General features: G+C 65.5%; 22 protein-coding genes. 9 read left to right on the top strand and 13 right to left on the bottom strand.

All coding sequences use genetic code 11. The annotated features are described in order from the left end of the window. Positions 1-5: 5 nt before the first annotated feature. The gene (locus AC5Y2L_RS20505; protein ID WP_499937826.1) at positions 6-497 is read right to left on the bottom strand and encodes a macro domain-containing protein; all 492 of its coding nucleotides are present in this window, start codon (positions 495-497) and stop codon (positions 6-8) included. A 72-nt stretch (positions 498-569) separates the two neighbouring features. On the opposite strand from AC5Y2L_RS20505, the gene AC5Y2L_RS20500 reads away from it, so the two are divergent. The 3 genes from AC5Y2L_RS20500 (at position 570) to AC5Y2L_RS20490 (ending at position 2650) form a co-directional block, all read left to right on the top strand. Then, positions 570-1865, top strand: coding sequence for a competence/damage-inducible protein A (locus AC5Y2L_RS20500; protein WP_499937630.1), 1296 nt, complete (start codon positions 570-572; stop codon positions 1863-1865). Positions 1866-1968: 103 nt separating this feature from the next. Then, complete coding sequence (locus AC5Y2L_RS20495; RefSeq protein WP_499937628.1) at positions 1969-2226, top strand: ribbon-helix-helix protein, CopG family; 258 nt, start codon at positions 1969-1971, stop codon at positions 2224-2226. Continuing rightward, entirely contained in the window at positions 2213-2650 is a 438-nt protein-coding gene (locus AC5Y2L_RS20490; protein WP_499937626.1) for a type II toxin-antitoxin system VapC family toxin, read from the top strand. The genes AC5Y2L_RS20495 and AC5Y2L_RS20490 overlap by 14 nt, the downstream gene beginning before the upstream one ends. Positions 2651-2672: 22 nt before the next feature. Here the strand turns inward: AC5Y2L_RS20490 and AC5Y2L_RS20485 are convergent, their stop codons facing one another. Continuing rightward, complete coding sequence (locus AC5Y2L_RS20485; protein ID WP_499937824.1) at positions 2673-3887, bottom strand: MFS transporter; 1215 nt, start codon at positions 3885-3887, stop codon at positions 2673-2675. Between the two features lie 130 nt (positions 3888-4017). Here AC5Y2L_RS20485 and AC5Y2L_RS20480 point away from each other — a divergent pair, with 130 nt between their 5' ends. Continuing rightward, positions 4018-5085 carry an amidohydrolase family protein gene (locus tag AC5Y2L_RS20480; protein ID WP_499937624.1) on the top strand — a complete coding sequence of 356 codons (1068 nt, stop codon included), beginning with the start codon at positions 4018-4020 and terminating at the stop codon, positions 5083-5085. A gap of 24 nt (positions 5086-5109) precedes the next feature. Beyond that, complete coding sequence (locus AC5Y2L_RS20475; RefSeq protein WP_499937622.1) at positions 5110-5508, top strand: phage holin family protein; 399 nt, start codon at positions 5110-5112, stop codon at positions 5506-5508. 11 nt (positions 5509-5519) lie between these two features. Here AC5Y2L_RS20475 and AC5Y2L_RS20470 read toward each other — a convergent pair whose 3' ends face one another. After that, a complete protein-coding gene (locus AC5Y2L_RS20470; RefSeq protein WP_499937620.1) occupies positions 5520-6224 on the bottom strand; it encodes an enoyl-CoA hydratase/isomerase family protein in 705 nt (234 codons plus the stop codon). A 264-nt stretch (positions 6225-6488) separates the two neighbouring features. On the opposite strand from AC5Y2L_RS20470, the gene AC5Y2L_RS20465 reads away from it, so the two are divergent. After that, positions 6489-6908, top strand: a complete 420-nt coding sequence (locus tag AC5Y2L_RS20465; protein ID WP_499937618.1) for an anti-sigma factor antagonist — start codon at positions 6489-6491, stop codon at positions 6906-6908. A gap of 52 nt (positions 6909-6960) precedes the next feature. Here the strand turns inward: AC5Y2L_RS20465 and AC5Y2L_RS20460 are convergent, their stop codons facing one another. Together AC5Y2L_RS20460 and AC5Y2L_RS20455 are read right to left on the bottom strand one after the other, a co-directional pair. Beyond that, positions 6961-7920: an FAD-dependent oxidoreductase gene (locus AC5Y2L_RS20460; RefSeq protein ID WP_499937616.1), complete on the bottom strand. Its 960-nt coding sequence runs from the start codon at positions 7918-7920 to the stop codon at positions 6961-6963. A 23-nt stretch (positions 7921-7943) separates the two neighbouring features. Beyond that, on the bottom strand, positions 7944-8516 hold the full coding sequence (locus AC5Y2L_RS20455; protein ID WP_499937614.1) for an Rv1352/Rv1906c domain-containing protein: 573 nt from the start codon (positions 8514-8516) through the stop codon (positions 7944-7946). Between the two features lie 226 nt (positions 8517-8742). On the opposite strand from AC5Y2L_RS20455, the gene AC5Y2L_RS20450 reads away from it, so the two are divergent. Then, positions 8743-9054 (top strand): hypothetical protein, encoded by a 312-nt coding sequence (locus AC5Y2L_RS20450; RefSeq protein ID WP_499937612.1) that lies wholly within the window; start codon positions 8743-8745, stop codon positions 9052-9054. Between the two features lie 30 nt (positions 9055-9084). On the opposite strand, the gene AC5Y2L_RS20445 is transcribed toward AC5Y2L_RS20450, so the two are convergent. Genes AC5Y2L_RS20445 through AC5Y2L_RS20435 form a run of 3 tightly spaced genes read right to left on the bottom strand, consistent with a single transcriptional unit; the run spans position 9085 to position 10814 of the window. Beyond that, positions 9085-9579 (bottom strand): SRPBCC family protein, encoded by a 495-nt coding sequence (locus AC5Y2L_RS20445; RefSeq protein WP_499937610.1) that lies wholly within the window; start codon positions 9577-9579, stop codon positions 9085-9087. Between the two features lie 12 nt (positions 9580-9591). Continuing rightward, positions 9592-10221, bottom strand: a complete 630-nt coding sequence (locus tag AC5Y2L_RS20440; RefSeq protein ID WP_499937608.1) for a nitroreductase family protein — start codon at positions 10219-10221, stop codon at positions 9592-9594. 23 nt (positions 10222-10244) lie between these two features. After that, positions 10245-10814, bottom strand: a complete 570-nt coding sequence (locus tag AC5Y2L_RS20435) for a carboxymuconolactone decarboxylase family protein (protein ID WP_499937606.1) — start codon at positions 10812-10814, stop codon at positions 10245-10247. 105 nt (positions 10815-10919) lie between these two features. Between AC5Y2L_RS20435 and AC5Y2L_RS20430 the strand changes: the two genes are divergently transcribed. After that, positions 10920-11609, top strand: coding sequence for a hypothetical protein (locus AC5Y2L_RS20430; RefSeq protein ID WP_499937823.1), 690 nt, complete (start codon positions 10920-10922; stop codon positions 11607-11609). 67 nt (positions 11610-11676) lie between these two features. Here AC5Y2L_RS20430 and AC5Y2L_RS20425 read toward each other — a convergent pair whose 3' ends face one another. After that, complete coding sequence (locus tag AC5Y2L_RS20425) at positions 11677-12276, bottom strand: TetR/AcrR family transcriptional regulator (RefSeq protein ID WP_499937821.1); 600 nt, start codon at positions 12274-12276, stop codon at positions 11677-11679. Between the two features lie 133 nt (positions 12277-12409). Here AC5Y2L_RS20425 and AC5Y2L_RS20420 point away from each other — a divergent pair, with 133 nt between their 5' ends. After that, positions 12410-13978 carry a phytoene desaturase family protein gene (locus tag AC5Y2L_RS20420; RefSeq protein ID WP_499937604.1) on the top strand — a complete coding sequence of 523 codons (1569 nt, stop codon included), beginning with the start codon at positions 12410-12412 and terminating at the stop codon, positions 13976-13978. A gap of 11 nt (positions 13979-13989) precedes the next feature. On the opposite strand, the gene AC5Y2L_RS20415 is transcribed toward AC5Y2L_RS20420, so the two are convergent. From AC5Y2L_RS20415 to AC5Y2L_RS20400, 4 genes are read right to left on the bottom strand one after another with little or no spacing between them, the layout of a single operon-like run. After that, positions 13990-14511, bottom strand: a complete 522-nt coding sequence (locus tag AC5Y2L_RS20415; protein ID WP_499937820.1) for a YbhB/YbcL family Raf kinase inhibitor-like protein — start codon at positions 14509-14511, stop codon at positions 13990-13992. Between the two features lie 37 nt (positions 14512-14548). Further along, positions 14549-14995: an SRPBCC family protein gene (locus tag AC5Y2L_RS20410; protein ID WP_499937602.1), complete on the bottom strand. Its 447-nt coding sequence runs from the start codon at positions 14993-14995 to the stop codon at positions 14549-14551. Between the two features lie 54 nt (positions 14996-15049). Beyond that, on the bottom strand, positions 15050-16054 hold the full coding sequence (locus AC5Y2L_RS20405) for a synaptic vesicle VAT-1 family membrane protein (RefSeq protein WP_499937600.1): 1005 nt from the start codon (positions 16052-16054) through the stop codon (positions 15050-15052). Between the two features lie 27 nt (positions 16055-16081). Then, entirely contained in the window at positions 16082-16798 is a 717-nt protein-coding gene (locus AC5Y2L_RS20400) for a hypothetical protein (RefSeq protein WP_499937598.1), read from the bottom strand. Positions 16799-16852 lie beyond the last annotated feature (54 nt).

Genomic DNA, 16852 nt, shown 5'->3' with positions numbered 1-16852 from the left:
ACCACCTACCGCACCGCCGCCCGGAACGCTTGCTCAGCCTCGTCGCCGTGCACGGCGAACACGACCCGCTGCAGCGAACTGGCCTGGTGCTGCCGGACGGCATCGACCATGAGCCGCGCCGCCTCCTCGAGCGGGAAGCCGCCGACACCGGTGCCGAACGCGACCAGCGCGAGCGAGCGGCAACCGAGCTCATCGGCCTTGCGCAGGGTAGCGGCGGTGGCTCTGGCGATGATCTCCGCCGACGTCGGGCCGCCCAGCTCCATCGTCGCCGCGTGGATCACATAGCGCGCGGGCATATCGCCGGCGGTCGTCTCGATCGCCTCGCCGAGCCCGATCGGCGCCTTCTCGTTCGACTCGTGCTGCACCTCCGGGCCGCCGGCACGGGCGATTGCCGCAGCCACACCGCCGCCGTGCCGCAACTGGGTATTGGCCGCGTTGGCGATCGCGTCGACCTCGAGTTTGGTCACATCGGCCTGCAGAACCTCTAACTCGATCATCGTCACATTGTCGCGCAGCGGCGCGCATCACTCGCCGAACATGGGTGTTAGTCGATGCGTAGGCTCATCCCGGTGAGTGCACGCGCAGGCATCGTGGTCACCGGAACCGAGGTTCTCACCGGCCGGGTTCAAGACAGAAACGGTCCCTGGATCGCCGATCGATTGCTGGAGCTGGGCGTCGAGCTGGCGCACATCACCATCTGCGGCGACCGCCCCACCGACATCGAGGCGCAGCTGCGGTTCATGGCCGACCAGGGTGTGGACCTGATCGTCACCAGCGGTGGTCTGGGACCGACGGCCGACGACATGACGGTCGAGGTGGTGGCCCGTTTCTGTGGACGCGAGCTGGTGCTCGACGACGAGGTCGAGAACAAGATCGCCGACATTCTGCAAAAGCTGATGGCACGTAACCCCGCCTTCCAATCCGCCTTGGACCCCGGCACCTTCGAATCGGTCCGCGCCGCCAACCGCAAGCAGGCCATGATCCCCGCCGGGGCGCACGTCATCGACCCGGTGGGCACCGCGCCGGGTGTAGTGGTGCCCGGAAAGCCCGCCGTGATAGTGCTGCCGGGCCCGCCGCGGGAGCTACAACCCATGTGGCACAAGGCCATCGAGACTCCCGCCGCTCAGGAAGCGATCACCGGACGGACGGTCTACCGCCAAGAGACCCTGCGCATGTTCGGGCTGCCCGAGTCAGGGCTGGCCGAGACGCTGCGCGCGGCCGAACATGCCGTCGAGGGCTTCGACCGGCTCGAGATCACCACCTGTCTGCGGCGCGGCGAGATCGAAATGGTCACCCGCTACGAGCCCGACGCCGCCGATGCGTACGCCCAGCTGACGCAACTCCTGCGCGACAAACACGGACATCAGCTCTACTCCGAAGACGGTTCGCACGTCGACGATCTGGTGGCGAAACTGCTGGCCGGCCGTCGGATCGCCACCGCGGAATCCTGCACCGCGGGACTGCTGGCGGCACGGCTCACCGACCGGGCCGGTTCGTCGGAGTACATGATGGGCGGCGTCGTGAGTTACTCCAATCAGGCCAAAGAGGACCTGCTGGGCGTGGACCCGGCGCTGATCGACAAGCATGGCGCGGTGTCCGAACCGGTGGCCGAGGCCATGGCGGCCGGCGCGCTGCAACGCTTCGGCGCCGACACCGCCGTCGCGATCACCGGAATCGCCGGGCCCGGCGGAGGGACGCCGGAAAAGCCGGTCGGAACGGTCTGTTTCACCGTGGCGTTGGCGGAGGGCACGACGGACACGCGAACGTTAAGGCTGCCCGGGAACCGCTCCGACGTCCGTGAACGCTCGACGACGGTCGCGATGCATCTGCTGCGACGGGCTCTCACAGGCAGCGAATCGGCTTGAGCACTTGAATTACCCTGCGGCACAAGCACTTCAATGCGCGTGGTCGACGATGACAGTCCCGGTGTGGCATCTTGATGCCTCCTGCAGATGCTAAGATGTCAAAATGCGGACAACGATCAGGATCGATGACGAGCTCTACCGCGAGGTCAAGACGCGGGCGGCTCGTTCGGGGCGCACAGTGGCAGCTGTTCTCGAAGACGCGGTCCGGCGTGGCCTCAACCCGCCAGGGGAGCGCGGTGGCGCCCGTTACGCGGTGCCATCAACGGGCAAGGGAGGACTTCGCCCAGGCGTGGATCTCGCTTCCAACGCCGCTGTCGCCGAGACGATGGACGAGGGCATGTCAGTCGATGCTGTGCGTTGACGTCAACGTTCTTGTCTATGCGCACCGGCAGGACCTCCCAGAACATTCGGACTATCGGCGACTGCTCGAGCGATTGGCCAACGACGACCAACCTCTGGGTCTACCGGATCTCACCCTCCTCGGGTTCCTACGGGTCATGACCAACCGGCGGATCTTCACCGAGCCGACGAGTCTGGACGAAGCGTGGAGCGCAGTCGACGCATTGCTTGCCGCCCCCGCGGCCATGCAACTTGTTGCAGGAGAGCGTCACTGGGGATTGTTTCGACAGCTTGCAGACGAGATCAATGCCCGTGGAAATGACATCGCCGACGCATATTTGGCCGCATACGCGGTAGAAAATAACGCGACTTGGCTCAGCGCCGATCGCGGCTTTGCACGTTTCCACCGACTGCGGTGGAGTCATCCGCTGGAGCTGGAAAGCTGAGACCCGCACACCGAGCGGCCAGCTAGCTCTTCACTTCCGTTGGGAGAAAAGCAGTTTCCGTCGTCCCGAACCGAATACCGGTGGCGTCCTTGCCAATCAGCGTCAATACTGCGACGGCGATCAGCACCGGCACGATCGTCGCGGCCAGGGCGAAGGGGTAGCCGTGCGACTCCGCCAAACGTTCCTGGATCGGGAGGTTGAACGCCGCCAGCAGGTTCCCCAGCTGGTAGGTCACCCCGGGGTAGAGGCCACGGATCGCGTCGGGGGACATCTCGGTCAGGTGGGCCGGGATCACCCCCCAGGCGCCCTGCACGCAGAGCTGCATCAGGAACGAGCCGAGGCACAGCATCGCCGCGGTCCGCGAAAACGCGAACAACGGCACGACCGGCAAGCCCAGCAGCGCGCAGAAGACGACCGTGTAGCGGCGACTGAACCGCTGGGAGAGCGTGCCGAAGACCAGGCCGCCGATGATCGCTCCGATGTTGTAGGCGACCACGATCCACTTGACGGTCGAGCTGGCCAAACCCGCGCCTTCGTTGGCCGTAGACCGGAGAAATGTGGGATACACGTCTTGCGTGCCGTGGCTCATCCAGTTGAAGGCGGTCATCAGCAACACCAGGTAGAAGAACCGGCGGACGACGGCGCCGCTGCGCAGCACGTCGCGGATTCTGGTGCTGGTCAGTCGCATCCGGTCCTGCGCGGCCTCCCACACCTCGGACTCCTGCACCCGATACCGGATGATCAGGCTGATCAGGGCCGGAACGATGGACAAGCCGAACAGCCAACGCCACGACAGATGCAGCCAGTCCAGCACCACCAGCGCTGCCACGCTGGCCAGTAGATAGCCGAACGCATAGCCCTCCTGCAGCAATCCGGAGAAGAACCCTCGCCGCTCGACCGGCACCTTCTCCATGGCGAGCGCCGCACCCAGCCCCCATTCGCCGCCCATCCCGATGCCGTACAGCAGCCGCAGGATCACCAGCACGGTGAAATTCGGGGCGAAGGCACACAGGAACCCGACAACGGAGTAGAAGATCACGTCGACCATCAGCGGCAAACGCCGACCCACCCGGTCGGCCCACAGCCCGAACAGCAAGGCGCCCACTGGACGCATCATCAACGTGGCGGTGGTGAGGAACGCGACTTCGGCTTTGCTGTGGTGGAACGTCTTCGCGATGTCGGCGTAGACGAACACCACGATGAAGTAGTCGAAGGCATCCATCGTCCAGCCCAGCATCGCCGCGACGAAAGAGTTGCGCTGGTCGCCGCTGATCTTCTGAGTACTCGTCACGTGAGCATCGTGGCGTAGTAGCCGCGCCGGCGCGAGTTGATTGACCATGTGGTCCGCGGGAGTAAGTTCCCGGTCTATGCGGATCATTGATGCCGATGGCCACGTCGCCGAGAACGCTTCCCTGGCGACCGAAGCGATCAAACGCTGGCCCGATCACGTCAAGCCCAGCACCGACAAGCGCATGCGGCTGATGTTCGAGGGCCGCAACTACCCCGAGGACGAAGGCCCCGGTGCGGGCTGCCCACCCGAACACGGGATCACCAAGGCACCCGACATCAACTGCCGGACGGCCGAGGGCGTGGTGGGCGACGCCGACCGCGACCACATCGACACCATGGTGTTGTACCCGAGCCTCGGGTTGTGCGTACCCAGCCTCGAAAACCCGGATTTCGCAGCGGGATTCGCGCGCCTGTACAACCAGTGGATCGCCGACTACTGTGCGCCGACCAACGGCCGGTTGCGCGGTGTCGCCGTGACGCCGGTCGAGCACGGGCAGGTGGCCATCGACATCATGCGCGAGGCCAAAGACCTGGGGCTGGTGGCGACCCTGGTCCCGCCCGCGCTCAAAACCCGCAACCTCGACCACCCCGACCTCGACCCGTTCTACGCCGCCGCCGTGGAGCTGGACATGCCGCTGGGCATCCACGGCGCACCGGGGATCCACCTACCCAAGATCGGCGTGGACCGGTTCACCAATTACATTCAGGTGCACTGCATCAGCTTCCCGTTCGACCAGATGACGGCCATGACTGCGCTGGTCTCCGGCGGAGTCTTCGAACGACATCCACGATTGCGGGTCGCGTTCCTCGAGGCGGGCGCCGGCTGGGTCCCGTTCTTCATCGACCGCCTGCACGAGCACTACGAGAAACGTGGCGATTGGATCGCCCGAGGCTGGCGCCGAGACCCGCACGAATACCTCGCGGCGGGCAACATCTGGGTCACCTGCGAACCCGAGGAGCCGATCCTGCCCGGCGTGATCGACGTGCTGGGCGACGATTTCATCATGTTCGCCAGCGACTACCCGCACTGGGACGGCGAGTGGCCGGAAAGCACCAAACATCTGCGCACCCGAACCGATATCAGCGAAGAGGCGCGCGAAAAGATCGGCGGCAGCAACGCGCAGCGCTTCTACAACCTGAATTGACCGGGCGCATGCGAAGATCGGCGCATGGGCCCCTTCTTCTTGCGCGCCGCATTGACCGGTTTCGCCCTATGGTTGGTGACGCTGTTCGTCAAAGGGGTGCACTTTGTCGGTGGCGACACAAAATTGGAGAAGCTCGGCATCATCTTCGTGGTGGCGGTGATCTTCGGTTTGGTCAACGCATTCGTCAAACCGATAGTGCAGATCCTGTCCATTCCGATGTACATCCTGACGCTCGGCCTTTTTCATGTCGTCATCAACGGGTTCATGCTGTGGCTCACGGCCTGGATCACCGAACACACCACCAGGTGGGGACTGCAAGTCGACCACTTCTGGTGGGACGCCATCTGGGCCGCCATCCTGCTGTCGATCGTGACCTGGATTCTCTCGCTCATCGGCCGCCGGGTTAAGCGCAGCAAGCGATAGCTTTCAGGGAACTAACGCCCCTGCCACCGCGGCGGCCGCTTCTCCGCGAATGCGCGCGGCCCCTCCTTTGCGTCCTCGGTGGCAAAGACCCGGTCGCTGTGTCGGGTCTCGTTGTCGTAGGCCGCGTCGAGGTCAAGCGACAGCGCTTCCACGGCGGACTGCTTCGTCGCCGATACCGCCACCGGCGCATTGACCGCGATACGCCGGGCGTAGTCATACGCGGCGTCCATCAGCCGGTCGGCCGACACCACTCGGTTCAGCAAGCCCATCTCCAGCGCCCGTTGCGCGTCGACCATGTCGGCGGTCAGCAGCAACTCCATAGCCATCGCGTAGGGAATCTGGCGCGGCAGTCGCACCGTGGTGCCTCCGCCCGCGAACAAGCCACGTTTTGGCTCCATCACCGCGAATCGCGCCTCGGGCACCGCGACCCGAATGTCGGTGGAACCGAGCATCTCGAAGCCACCGGCGACGCACGTCCCGTTCACCGCCGCCACGATCGGCTTGTATATCGGGAACCGGTGCAGCACCGCATGGATCGCGTCGAGCTTGTTCCAGCCCTCCGGTTGGGGCAAGTCACCATTCAGTTCCGGGATGAATTTCTTGAGATCGGCTCCGGTGCAGAAATCCCGTCCGACGCCGGTGACGACGGCGACCCAGGCGTCCGGTTCGTCGCGGAAGGCGGCCCACGCACGAGCCAAATCGCGGAAATGTTCCATGTCCAGTGAATTGCGCGTCTCGGGGCGGTTGATTGATTGTGATGGTGACGATGTGGCCGTCCAGCGCATAGTCAATGGTCACGGCGTTTCCTTTCTCAATTTCGGCCGCCGACATCCCTGGTTGTCAGTCCTTGTTACACATATGCTTAGCAACACCCATAAAACGGGAATCCCGTTCCAATGAAGACACGCCGCTGGCGGCCCTTCCGGCACTCCGGAAGACGTCAGCTATCACCAGTACACGACGACGGGGAATTGGTCAGGATGGACACCGGCGCAATCGGGACGTTCTCCGGGCCCGCGAACACCCGTCCGGGTCCGCATTTCGGAGACACCCACAGCGGATTGCGGTCCTTCACCGAATGCAGCGGCTCGGCGGTGGTGGTCCACGTCGGCGGTGACATCGACGCCAGCAACGAAGGTAGTTGGCAGCGGTTGGTCAGCCGGAGCGCTTCGATCGCCATTGCGCCGGGTCCGATCGTGATCGACGTGCGTGACCTGGAGTTCATGGGTTCCTGTGGCTATGCCGTCCTGGCCCGCGAGGCCGAGCAGTGCCAGCGGCGTGGGGTTCATCTGCGGCTGGTCAGCAGCCAGCCGGTGGTGGCCCGGACCATCGCCGCCTGCGGACTGCAGCGCTTGCTGCCGTTGTATTCGTCGGTAGACACGGCCCTTTCGCCCGATTAGTGGTGATCGGGAGCGCGGCGCAGCCGGGCGAACCGGGTCACCACCATCAGGATCAGACGCTCGCCAATCGAACCACGTCGCGGGCGCACCCCCAGGACAACGTCACGCCGTTACTGCTGTGACCGTAATTGTGGATGCACCGCGATTGCCCGAGCGGCTCCGCCTCGACTCGTACCGTCGGGCGGTCGGGACGCAGACCGGTGATGGTTTCGATGACGTCGGCCTCGGAAAGCCGGGGCTGGATGCGACGGCAGCGTTCGACGATGCGATCGGCCACGTCGGGTTCGGGGGTGAGGTCCCAACGGTCGGGGATGCTGATCCCGCCGCACACGACGCGTTGTGGATGCGGGAAATAGCAGGTCCACTCCGACTCGCTGTCGATTTGCAGAAATAGTTGCCGCAGACCGGGGTTGGACAAGACGACATGTTGGCCGAAGAGCGGCCGTACGCTCTCGTCCCCGGTCAGCGCTCCGGCGGCCAGGCCCGTGCAATTGACCACGGTCGACGCGACGTCGGCGGCCTCGGACAGTGAGTGCACCGGGTGGATCTCGATCTGACAGCCGGCCGCGGCCAGCCGCTTGGTCAGGTACTCGAGGTATTGGGGCATGTCGATCATGGGCATGGTGGCGTGAAACCCGCTGCCAAAGCCGTCGGGGAGGTCGGCCGGATCGGCCGGTCGCAGGTCGGGAACCAGCTTGGCCGCTGACGACATCGCGTCGTATTGGGTTAAGTCGCCGACGATCAGCGCCGGCGCCATCCGCACTCCGCTGGCCGGATCGTCGGCCAGCTCACGAAAGACCTGCAGAGAGTGCGCGGTCCAGGCCATGGTCTGGTCAGCGCGTTCACCGGGCCGGGGGGGAGCCCATACCGCGCCCGCTACCACCGATGTCGTCCGCCTGGGCATTTCGGCTGCCCATACCCGCACCGGCCATCCCGCTTCAGCCAGACACACCGCCGACGTCAACCCGCTGACGCCGGCGCCGATCACCACAACTTGCCGGCCGGTCGCCATGAGTTCGTCGGGATCCGCCGGGACTAGGGCACGTGTTGGCCGTTGGGGGCGAGCAAGCCGTTGAGGATCGCGAGGTTGCTCTGCAGTTGGGCACCGGCGAGCGGTCCGGGCACCTCACCGGACGGGGCGGCCGCGGTCGGCTGCCAGGGCTGACAGCCGTTGGTCTTGAACGCTTTATCGGTCGCCTCGATCTGCACTACCTGCGGCTTTTTGCTCAAGGCATTGTCGATGAGAGTGCCGTCGGGGTTGCCCATCCGCTTCCAATAGCACGTGCCGTTGCCGACCGGCCCCGCCGAACTGTAGGTGCCCGGCATGATGTCCTTGCCGACCAGGTAGGTGCCGTCGTGGTCGATAGTCGTCTTCGGTCCGCCCGGCGCGGCGGTGGCAGAGGGCGGCCCCGGCGGCGTGGCGGATGTCGTGGGCCCGGGGGCGGCCGACGGCGGCGGCCCCGGTGCGGGACCGGGACTCGGCGTCGGCCCCGGACGCGGTCCTGGTCCTGGATCCGAGCCGGCAACGCCCGCGCAAGCAGCCCAACCCGCAATCATCAGACCGGCGGCGACCAATCTTGCCGTGACGACTCCGGACTTGAAACCCATGGAAAGCAGGTTACCGGGGTGGACAGCCATTTTCGAATATTTGCACTACCGACCAGGAGAAAGCCCGTCGTTTTCGCCGATCGTGGGACGGGTATCCAAGCCCAGACAAATTCGAATAGACCAGTGATCGGGAAAATCCGCGCATAGCGGCTTCCGCGCTGAATCACGTTGCGCCTCAGCGAGATTGCAGTTCGACGGCGGCTGCTGGCAGAGCTGGAGGAGCATGATGCAGTGGCTGGCAGGTGGGTTGGTAGTACTGGCTGTGGTGTTGTTCCTGGCCGGTTTGGTGCTTTTCGCCAACGGCTCCGGAGTGGCGCCGCATCGCCGCACACCGGGGGACCCCACCGGGGTCAGACGGGCCACGACGCGGGTGGCGTGGCCGGACTTGTTCCGCGGCATGCGTACATGTCTCACGGTCATGCGCGACGAGAACGCGGATCACAATCACCGGCTCGCTGCAGCAGGGTCGCTCCTGGTGCTGGCGGCGATCGTGGCGGGGTTCGTCGCCCTCCTGGCGTTTCTCACCTGGCTGGTGTGAGGCCACGTCAGCCTGGCGGCGCCGCAGCATCTACTCCAGCCGCTGCACTTGTCCGGCGTAGCTCAATGCGTGCTCATAGGTCTTGAGGTTGTCGCGCGAGATCTTCGCGTGCACTGGGCGTTCCAGCAAGAAGCGCAGCAGCGGGTTGTAGGCGTGATAGGTCTCGTGGAAGGTCAGCACCGTGCTGCCGTCGGGCTGCTCCTCGAGTTCGTGATAGCCCTCGGCGCGCGACCACAATGGCGCACCGACCGCCACATACCGCGAAAGCTTATGCAGCTTCGCCTCGGTCACGGTTTCCCACGACCGCCCCTTGCCGCCGGTCAGCAAATACTTGGGCACTTCGAAGATGCAGGTGCGGACCAGGCCCTCGCCGGCCTCGTCGCCCTCATTGAGGATTTCCATGCTGCCCGTCGGCCATTTGAGGACCCGAGGCCGCGGCGAGTTGGGCGGCGCCGGCGGGTGTAGCACCCGCCAAACCTTCTCCGGTGGGGCATCGACATGGAAGCGCACGGTGTAGGACTGCATCAGCCTTCTCCCTCAGCTGTCTTCCCAGGTATTCCAGGAAGTGACGGTCTCCGGCGGTGGACGCTGGGCCGGCCGGAAGTCAGTGCCGATCGTGTAAGCGACGGGGAACAGAGCGGCCTGGGTGACCGTGGGCGGAATGCCGAGCAGCTCGGCCACCTCCTGCTCCCTGAACAAGTGCATCGTCGTCCACACCGATCCCAGCCCGCGCGACCGAAGCGCAAGCAGGAAACTCCAGCCCGCCGGGATGATCGATGCCCAGGCCGCCGCAGCGATGCCCAGGTCAGCCCGGTCGAAACGGCGGTTCAGGCACGGGATCACATGCACCGGGACGTGGGCAAGCGTGTCAGTGAGGCTCATCGCGCTGGCGTAGACCCGCCGGGTCTGCGGATCCGGCTCGGTTTCGACCGCGTGCGCCAGGTACTGCTCACCGATGCCTCGGTAAATGTCGGCGATCGCCGCCCGCTTACCCGGATCGGTGACCACCATCCAGCGCCAATCCTGCGCATTGCTGGCCGTGGGTGCCTGCATGGCGAGCCGAATGCAGTCGAGAATCACCTCTCGACCGACCGGTCTGGTCAGGTCCAGCCGTTTGCGCACCGACCGCGTGGTGGTGAGCAGTTCGTCAACCGAGGCGATGTCCACCCGTCTTCAACCGCCGCCGTCGTTTACAGATCCAACGCGCAGGATTGGTCGACGCCCAACACGGTCAACGACCGTCCAAGGCCCAGGAACACCGCGACGCACAGTGTCAGATCGAGGATCTCGGCGTCGGAGAACAATGCCCGCAACCGGGTGAAGAAACCGTCGTCCAGCGACGCGTGGTCGGTGGCGAACCGCTCCGCGTACTCGATGACCAGCCGCTGCCGCGGCGTATAGCCGGGATATTCGGCATAAGCCGCGACGTTGTCGTAGAGCTCGGGTGCGATATTGGCGTCCTGCACCGACTGAGCACGGAACCCCGAGCAGGCGGTGCAGTCGTTGATCTGCGCGATGCGCATTCTGGCCAGTTCGCGCTCGTCGGCCGGCAGAATGCTGTGCTGATAGGCGCCGCGAATCATCCGCTCGACCATGCCGCCGAGCTGAGGTCGTAGCGACCAGATCATCGCGGCTCGCCGCCGGGACCGTCCGGCACGTCGATCCTGGCCATAATTGAACTCCTGCCCGCTAGACACGGCGCCGTTCGAGCAAACCAGATCCTCTGCTTTGCTGTCCAGGTCACCGATCGGGCCGAGCATGGCTAAATAGACCCGGCGTCGGGTCCGAAAGGCACCCGGGATACCGTCCGTGGAACGTGGGCGTTTAACGTGGGTCGCCCGTATGGGAGGTCCGGCGTGCTGTTCATGCACGAGGTACACCAGGTGCGCGGCCGCGCCGTAGCCGATTTCGAAACCGCTTTCCGGGACGGCTGGATGCCCATGCTCGCCGCTGACGACGACGCCCGGCTGCTCTGGTATGCCGATCACGCCCAGGGGAGCGGTCCCGCCTACACCGTCGTCACCATCACCGCCATCCGGGACGGGGCCGCGTGGGAACGGCTTGCACTTCGGGCGCAACAGGGCGAGCTGCAGAAGTGGATGCGTCGGGTGGACGAACTGCGCCACGACGTCGAGGCCAAGCTGCTCATGCCACTCCCGTGGTCGCCGCTGCAGGAAGTGCCGTTCCACGAGGTGCCGGTCGACGGCCGCGAGCACGATCCGAGTCTCTACATGGAAGACACCATGTGGCCCTATCAGCACAAATTCGAGGAGTACATCGACCGGTGCGGAGTGGTCTATGCCAAGAGCCTCGAGCGGCCGTCGTCGATGCTGTCGATCCACGCCGCTTTTCAGCCCGCGCTGGGCAGCCACCAGCGCCGCGAGGTGACCTTGATGCAGCGGATTCGCCGACCGGAGGCGCTGCTGGAGCTGCTGCGGAGCCACATTCCCCCAGAACACCGGGCCCCGGGGACCTGGATGCACGATGCGCTGGACCTGCGCGACCAGTGGACCAGCCGGCTGCTGCGCACGTCGGTGTGGTCGCCGCTCTATTGACCCGGTCGTTGACCCTGCGTTGAGGGCGTGCCTCACTCGCACTTCCTCGCCGTACCCGCAAAGTCAACTAATCGAGCGGTGCCAAACCTGACCGGACCAAGTCCAAACTGGCGGCCACCAGTTCACCGAGGTCGCCGGTGCAACCGTTACGGCCCCAATGCTCGACTGCCGCCACCAGAGCCGCGGCGAGAACGGAGCCGGCGACCTCTGCCGTGAGCTCCGGATTCGGGGCGTGCGGGCGCCGGCTTTTGACGAATTCGGTCAGCACCTGCGCGAATGACGACTGCACCACTCTGAGGTGGCCCGCGATGCGTTCGGCGCTGATCAATTCGGCCCGCGCGGTCGCGGCCTGGCGGACCACTTCCAGGTCATGCGGGAAGGTAGCGACGCTGGCCAGCACCGCGTCGAACAGCGACTCCGACGCCGGGCGCTGCGCGAGCGCCTCGGCCAGCCATTCCAGGTGTGTCTCGTAGTCCTGGAACAGCACCGCCTCCTTGGTGGGGAAATGGCGGAAGAAGGTGCGTTCGGTGACGCCGGCCTCCTGGGCCAACTCGGTGACGGTCACGTTTGCAAATCCCTTGCGGGCGAAGCTTTTCAGCGCCGCTTGGCGAAGCGCCTCATGCGTCGACCGCCGGCGTAGCTCGTGACGGTTGGGCGGCGCGGTCATGTTCAGCCGATGGTATCCCCGAGACCATCTCGTCAGAACTGACATCTTCAAATTGTGTCAGAACTGACATATTCTGGGCCGGGGCCGTCGGGCGCAATCGGCTGCCACCGATCGGGAGAACGGGGTGAGGACCATGAGCAAGACGGACTTTGACGCGATTGTCGTGGGGGCGGGGCACAACGGGCTGACCGCGGCGGCGATTCTGCAACGGGCAGGTTTGCGCACGGTGTGCCTGGAGGCCAACACCTATGCGGGCGGAATGGCGGCGACGGTCGAATTGATCGACGGATTCCGTTACGAGATCGCCGGGTCGGTCCAGTTCCCCACCGCAAGCCAGATCACCAAGGATCTCGGGTTGGACACGCTGCCCACCGTGGAGCCGGAGGTGATGTCGACCAACATCGGCGAACACGGCGAGGAGCCGATGGTCTTCTATCGCGACCCGATACGGCTGATGACGCATCTAGGTGACAAGCACGGCCTCGAGGCCGTTACCGGCATGGCCGAGCTGATTGCGTGGAGCCAGGGGCCGGCCAAGGCGCTCGGTCGCTTCGATGTTCGCCAGCCGCCCAAGACGATTGACCAAATGTATGCCTGCGCTGCCGACGAAGCCGAACGCCGGGCCATCCACGAGATGCTCTTCGGCTCGGCAATGGACGTCATCGACCGGTATCTGCCCGACAAGAGCAAGCATGCGGTCATGCGCGGGATGCTGGCATTTCTGGCGGTCAACTCCACCTACCGCGGACCCTATACGCCGGGCAGTGCCACCTGCCTGGCGTTCGCCCTCGCGGTGCCGGACAACAGCACCGCGATGATGACCAAGCTCAAGGGCGGCATCGGGGCACTCACCGAACACCTGCGTGAGCTTTTCGTGTCCCACGGCGGCGAGATCCGCTTCCGCACCAAGGTCGCAAAGATTCTGGTCGACCACGGCGCGGTGACCGGAGTGCGGCTACGCGACGGATCGACGCTCAGCGCGCCGATCGTCGTGTCCAACCTCTCACCCGACCTCACCCTCACCGAACTCGTCGGATCGGACCACGTTCCGGCACAACTGCTTTCGCGGGTAGCAGGCCGGGACCACCGAGCCTCCTTCGTGCAGATTCACTTCGCCCTGGACGGCCTGCCCGAGTTCGCTCCGCCCTACCAGCTGCTGAACGAGGCGGGCATGCAACAGTCGGTCGGTATTTTCGGCTCGCCCGAAGAGCAGCAACTGCAATGGGAAACCTGTCGTCGGGGCATCGTGCCGGACAACCCGTCGATGGGGATGCAGATCCCCTCGGTGCACGACCCGAGCATGGCCCCGCCGGGCAAGCATGCGGCCAGCGCATTCGCCTATGCCTTCCCGGTGGAAGTTGATCGCGACCAGCACGGCCACCTGAAAAACGAGATGGCCCAACGCGTTATCGACAAAATCACCCGATTCGCGCCCAACTTCAAAGACATCGTGATGCGGCACATCACGTTTGCGCCCTATCACATGAACACCATGTTCGGCGCGCCGGCCGGCGATTTCTGTCACGGCCTGCTGCACCCGGATCTGATGGGGCCGAACCGCCCCGGGCCCAAGGGTTTTCTCGACTGCCCGATTCCCGTCGATGGCCTCTACCTCGGCGGCGCCGGGTGCCATGGCGGCCCCGGCATCACGTTCACTCCCGGGTACAACGCCGCCTATCAGGCACTGGAAGACAATTCATAAGTCGCGCTTGGTTATCCGTGCAGCGCGAGCTCGAACGTCCCGGTCAGCTGAGCGTGCGCGGTTGCGGCGCCGGCGATCGTCTGCGCCGCCTGCGCGCCGGCCAGGTGGCCGGGGAGCTGGTACTTGTCCGGCAGCTGGTACAGCGTGAACCGGTAGTGATGCTTACCGCTGCCGCCCGGCGGGCAGGGCCCGCTGTAGGAGGTTTGCCCAGCAGAATTCGGCAGCACCTTGCCGCCACCAGGAGTTTGACCTTCCGGGGTGCTGCCGGAACCGGCGGGGATTCCGGTCACGATCCAGTGGACATACGTGCCGCCCGGGGCGTCCGGGTCGTCCACCACCAGCGCCGCGCCCCCAGGCGTTGACCAGTTCAGCGGCGGCGCGATGTTGGCCCCCTTGCAGCTGTATTGCACCGGTATCGACGCACCATCGCTGAACGCGGGACTCGAGATCGCCAGTGGTCCGTCAGGTGGCGCCGCGTTGGCCGTGCCGGTGCCGGTCTGGCCACCGAAGCCGGCCAGCGCCAGGCTGAGCATGGCGCCTGCGATTCGACGACGGGTACTGACCACGGCGCTACTTCTTGCCCTTCTTGACCTCGAGCACTCGCGTGCGCAGTCCTTTCGTTGCCTGATCCATGATCCCCTTGGTCCCTTGCTTGATCAGGAACCCGGGAACCGGAATGGTCAAGTCGATCATCAGCGTGAAGTGGACCTTGGTGGAATCGCCCTGCGGGGTCAGCCGGTACCGGCCTTCCTGCGCGCGTTGCCCTTTGGCGCTGACCAGCGTCCAGCTCACGCCGTCGTCTTCGTCCGAGTAGGCCAGTTCCTGTTCGTCGGTAACCCCCACGACTTTGACGACCTGCCGGGCCCGGCGCGGACGGCCCTCGTCGTCGCGCTCCAGGATTTCGACCGTTTTCGTCATCGGGAACCACTCGGGCAACTTCTCGAGGTCGTACAACACGTCGAGGATTTCGTCGGGTGTCGCCTCGATGACGACTTCGCGGGTATCGCTGACTGCCATGGCGCAATATTGGCAGATTGGCAGCGCCGACAACCGCAAATCAGGCCATTCTGCTCAGGGCACCAGCACTACCTTGCCCACGTTCTCGCGGGCCGCCAGGATCCGGTGCGCTTGCGGCGCCTCGGCGAACGGCACCGCGGCATGAACGATCGGGGCGACGGTGCCGTCGTCGAGCGCCTGGGCCAATGGGGTGATCCAGGGCTCGAGCGTGCCGCGATCGTCCCACAGTCGCAGCATGTTCAGCCCGATCACCGTCTTGGACTCCGAGAGCTGGTCAAGCAGGTTGAACCCGCGCAGCATGGTCAACGCGTGCGGTGCCGCCTTGCGCAACGAGCGCTTCTCGCCCTGCTGCATGTTCGAAATCCCGTAGGCCACAAGACGTCCGCCGGGACGCAACAGATCGTAGGACCGCCGCAGCGACGTGCCGCCCAACGCGTCGAGCACGATGTCATACGGCTCCAAGCCCTTCCACCAGCCGTCGCGGCGATAGTCGATGGCGCGGTCCACACCCATCTCGGCCAGCTTTTGATGTTTCCCGGGCGATGCGGTGCCGTGTATTTCAGCGCCGGCGGCCTTCGCGAACTGAATGGCGGCGATGCCGACACCGCCGGCCGCCGCGTGAATCAGCACCCGCTCGCCGGCCCGCAGTGAACCGTAGCCGTGCAGGCCGGCCCAGGCGGTCGCGTAATTGACCGGGACGGCAGCACCTTGCTCGAAGCTGACTCCGTCGGGCAACACCACCGAGTCACTGGCCGCGACGTTGACGATTTCGGAGTAACCACCGAACCGGGTGCCGGCCAGGACACGTTGACCGATGCGGCTCTCGTCGACCCCGGCGCCTACCGCTTCGACCGTTCCGGCGACCTCATAGCCCACCACCGCGGGAAGCTTCGGGGCGTCCGGATACAGGCCGACGCGGGCGAGGTGGTCGGCGAAGTTCACACCGGCGGCGCGAACGGCGATCCGCAGTTGGCCCGGGCCGGGCGCCGGCGGGTCGGGCCGCTGCTGCACCTGCAAGACCGACGGGTCACCATGCTCGGTGATGACCACTGCGCGCATTCATTCCTCCTCGGTGAAAACACGGCCTCAAGAGCCGGCAAACCATGCGGTTTTCACCGAGTGCGTCTGCGGCGGCGGCAGATGCGCACCGGGACCGCCCAGCGAACCGATCTTGACCGTCCACATCGACTGTGACCGGTCGATCGGCGATGCGTTACCTTCCCGCTGCTGCGGGACGAGCACAGCCAGGTTTGCGTTGGGACAACCGTAGGCGCCGACCAGGCCGTCGTCACGTCCGCCCCATGCACCGCCGTTACGCAGACGGCATTGCGTGCCGTCGTCGAGTAGCAACGCAAACGGTTCCGGCGTGGCCGGCGGCTTCACCCGCGGAAGCGGTGGTGTGTAGGTCACCCGGTGTAGGCCTTTGTCCCACGGATCGTTGAGGCACAGCAGCGATCCCGGGGTCGACGGCCAACAGACGTCGGCCCCGGCCGCGTTGGGCGCGCAGTAGTAGATATCGTCCCCGACCGCCGCCGGTGAGGTGGCGCAGCCGGAGACCTCTGGGACCGCGCCCGGACCCGGGGCCGCGGATACCAGCCGGAAATCGCCGACCGGTTGCCCGTTGGCGTCGACGGCGATCACCACAACGACCTGGGTGCCGTTCGCGGCAGTGGTGTGCAGCGACCCCGCGTCGGTGTCGGGCATCAAGTCGAAGCGGACCAGCAGCCATGTCGCCACTCCCACAATCGAGACCACCACGGCGATGACCGCAACGATTATCCGTCCGGGAGATCTCCAACCCATGCGCGAATCGTACTGTGCCACAGTGTATGCACAGCCGCGTTTGTTTCTATGCTC

Source organism: Mycobacterium sp. NGS66, from assembly GCF_059812225.1.
This window is presented reverse-complemented; position numbering and strand designations above follow the sequence as displayed.

Coding starts and splice junctions, on each gene's coding strand:
- AC5Y2L_RS20425 (WP_499937821.1), bottom strand. CDS start 12,276: ATGACCGCGCCGCCCAACCGTCACGAGCTACGCCGGCGGTCGACGCAT.
- AC5Y2L_RS20465 (WP_499937618.1), top strand. CDS start 6,489: ATGGACACCGGCGCAATCGGGACGTTCTCCGGGCCCGCGAACACCCGT.
- AC5Y2L_RS20480 (WP_499937624.1), top strand. CDS start 4,018: ATGCGGATCATTGATGCCGATGGCCACGTCGCCGAGAACGCTTCCCTG.
- AC5Y2L_RS20470 (WP_499937620.1), bottom strand. CDS start 6,224: ATGGAACATTTCCGCGATTTGGCTCGTGCGTGGGCCGCCTTCCGCGAC.
- AC5Y2L_RS20410 (WP_499937602.1), bottom strand. CDS start 14,995: ATGGCAGTCAGCGATACCCGCGAAGTCGTCATCGAGGCGACACCCGAC.
- AC5Y2L_RS20400 (WP_499937598.1), bottom strand. CDS start 16,798: ATGGGTTGGAGATCTCCCGGACGGATAATCGTTGCGGTCATCGCCGTG.
- AC5Y2L_RS20485 (WP_499937824.1), bottom strand. CDS start 3,887: ATGCTGGGCTGGACGATGGATGCCTTCGACTACTTCATCGTGGTGTTC.
- AC5Y2L_RS20415 (WP_499937820.1), bottom strand. CDS start 14,511: ATGCTCAGCCTGGCGCTGGCCGGCTTCGGTGGCCAGACCGGCACCGGC.
- AC5Y2L_RS20445 (WP_499937610.1), bottom strand. CDS start 9,579: ATGCAGTCCTACACCGTGCGCTTCCATGTCGATGCCCCACCGGAGAAG.
- AC5Y2L_RS20495 (WP_499937628.1), top strand. CDS start 1,969: ATGCGGACAACGATCAGGATCGATGACGAGCTCTACCGCGAGGTCAAG.
- AC5Y2L_RS20450 (WP_499937612.1), top strand. CDS start 8,743: ATGCAGTGGCTGGCAGGTGGGTTGGTAGTACTGGCTGTGGTGTTGTTC.
- AC5Y2L_RS20490 (WP_499937626.1), top strand. CDS start 2,213: ATGCTGTGCGTTGACGTCAACGTTCTTGTCTATGCGCACCGGCAGGAC.
- AC5Y2L_RS20420 (WP_499937604.1), top strand. CDS start 12,410: ATGAGCAAGACGGACTTTGACGCGATTGTCGTGGGGGCGGGGCACAAC.
- AC5Y2L_RS20405 (WP_499937600.1), bottom strand. CDS start 16,054: ATGCGCGCAGTGGTCATCACCGAGCATGGTGACCCGTCGGTCTTGCAG.
- AC5Y2L_RS20455 (WP_499937614.1), bottom strand. CDS start 8,516: ATGGGTTTCAAGTCCGGAGTCGTCACGGCAAGATTGGTCGCCGCCGGT.
- AC5Y2L_RS20435 (WP_499937606.1), bottom strand. CDS start 10,814: ATGCTCGGCCCGATCGGTGACCTGGACAGCAAAGCAGAGGATCTGGTT.
- AC5Y2L_RS20475 (WP_499937622.1), top strand. CDS start 5,110: ATGGGCCCCTTCTTCTTGCGCGCCGCATTGACCGGTTTCGCCCTATGG.
- AC5Y2L_RS20430 (WP_499937823.1), top strand. CDS start 10,920: ATGCACGAGGTACACCAGGTGCGCGGCCGCGCCGTAGCCGATTTCGAA.
- AC5Y2L_RS20460 (WP_499937616.1), bottom strand. CDS start 7,920: ATGGCGACCGGCCGGCAAGTTGTGGTGATCGGCGCCGGCGTCAGCGGG.
- AC5Y2L_RS20505 (WP_499937826.1), bottom strand. CDS start 497: ATGATCGAGTTAGAGGTTCTGCAGGCCGATGTGACCAAACTCGAGGTC.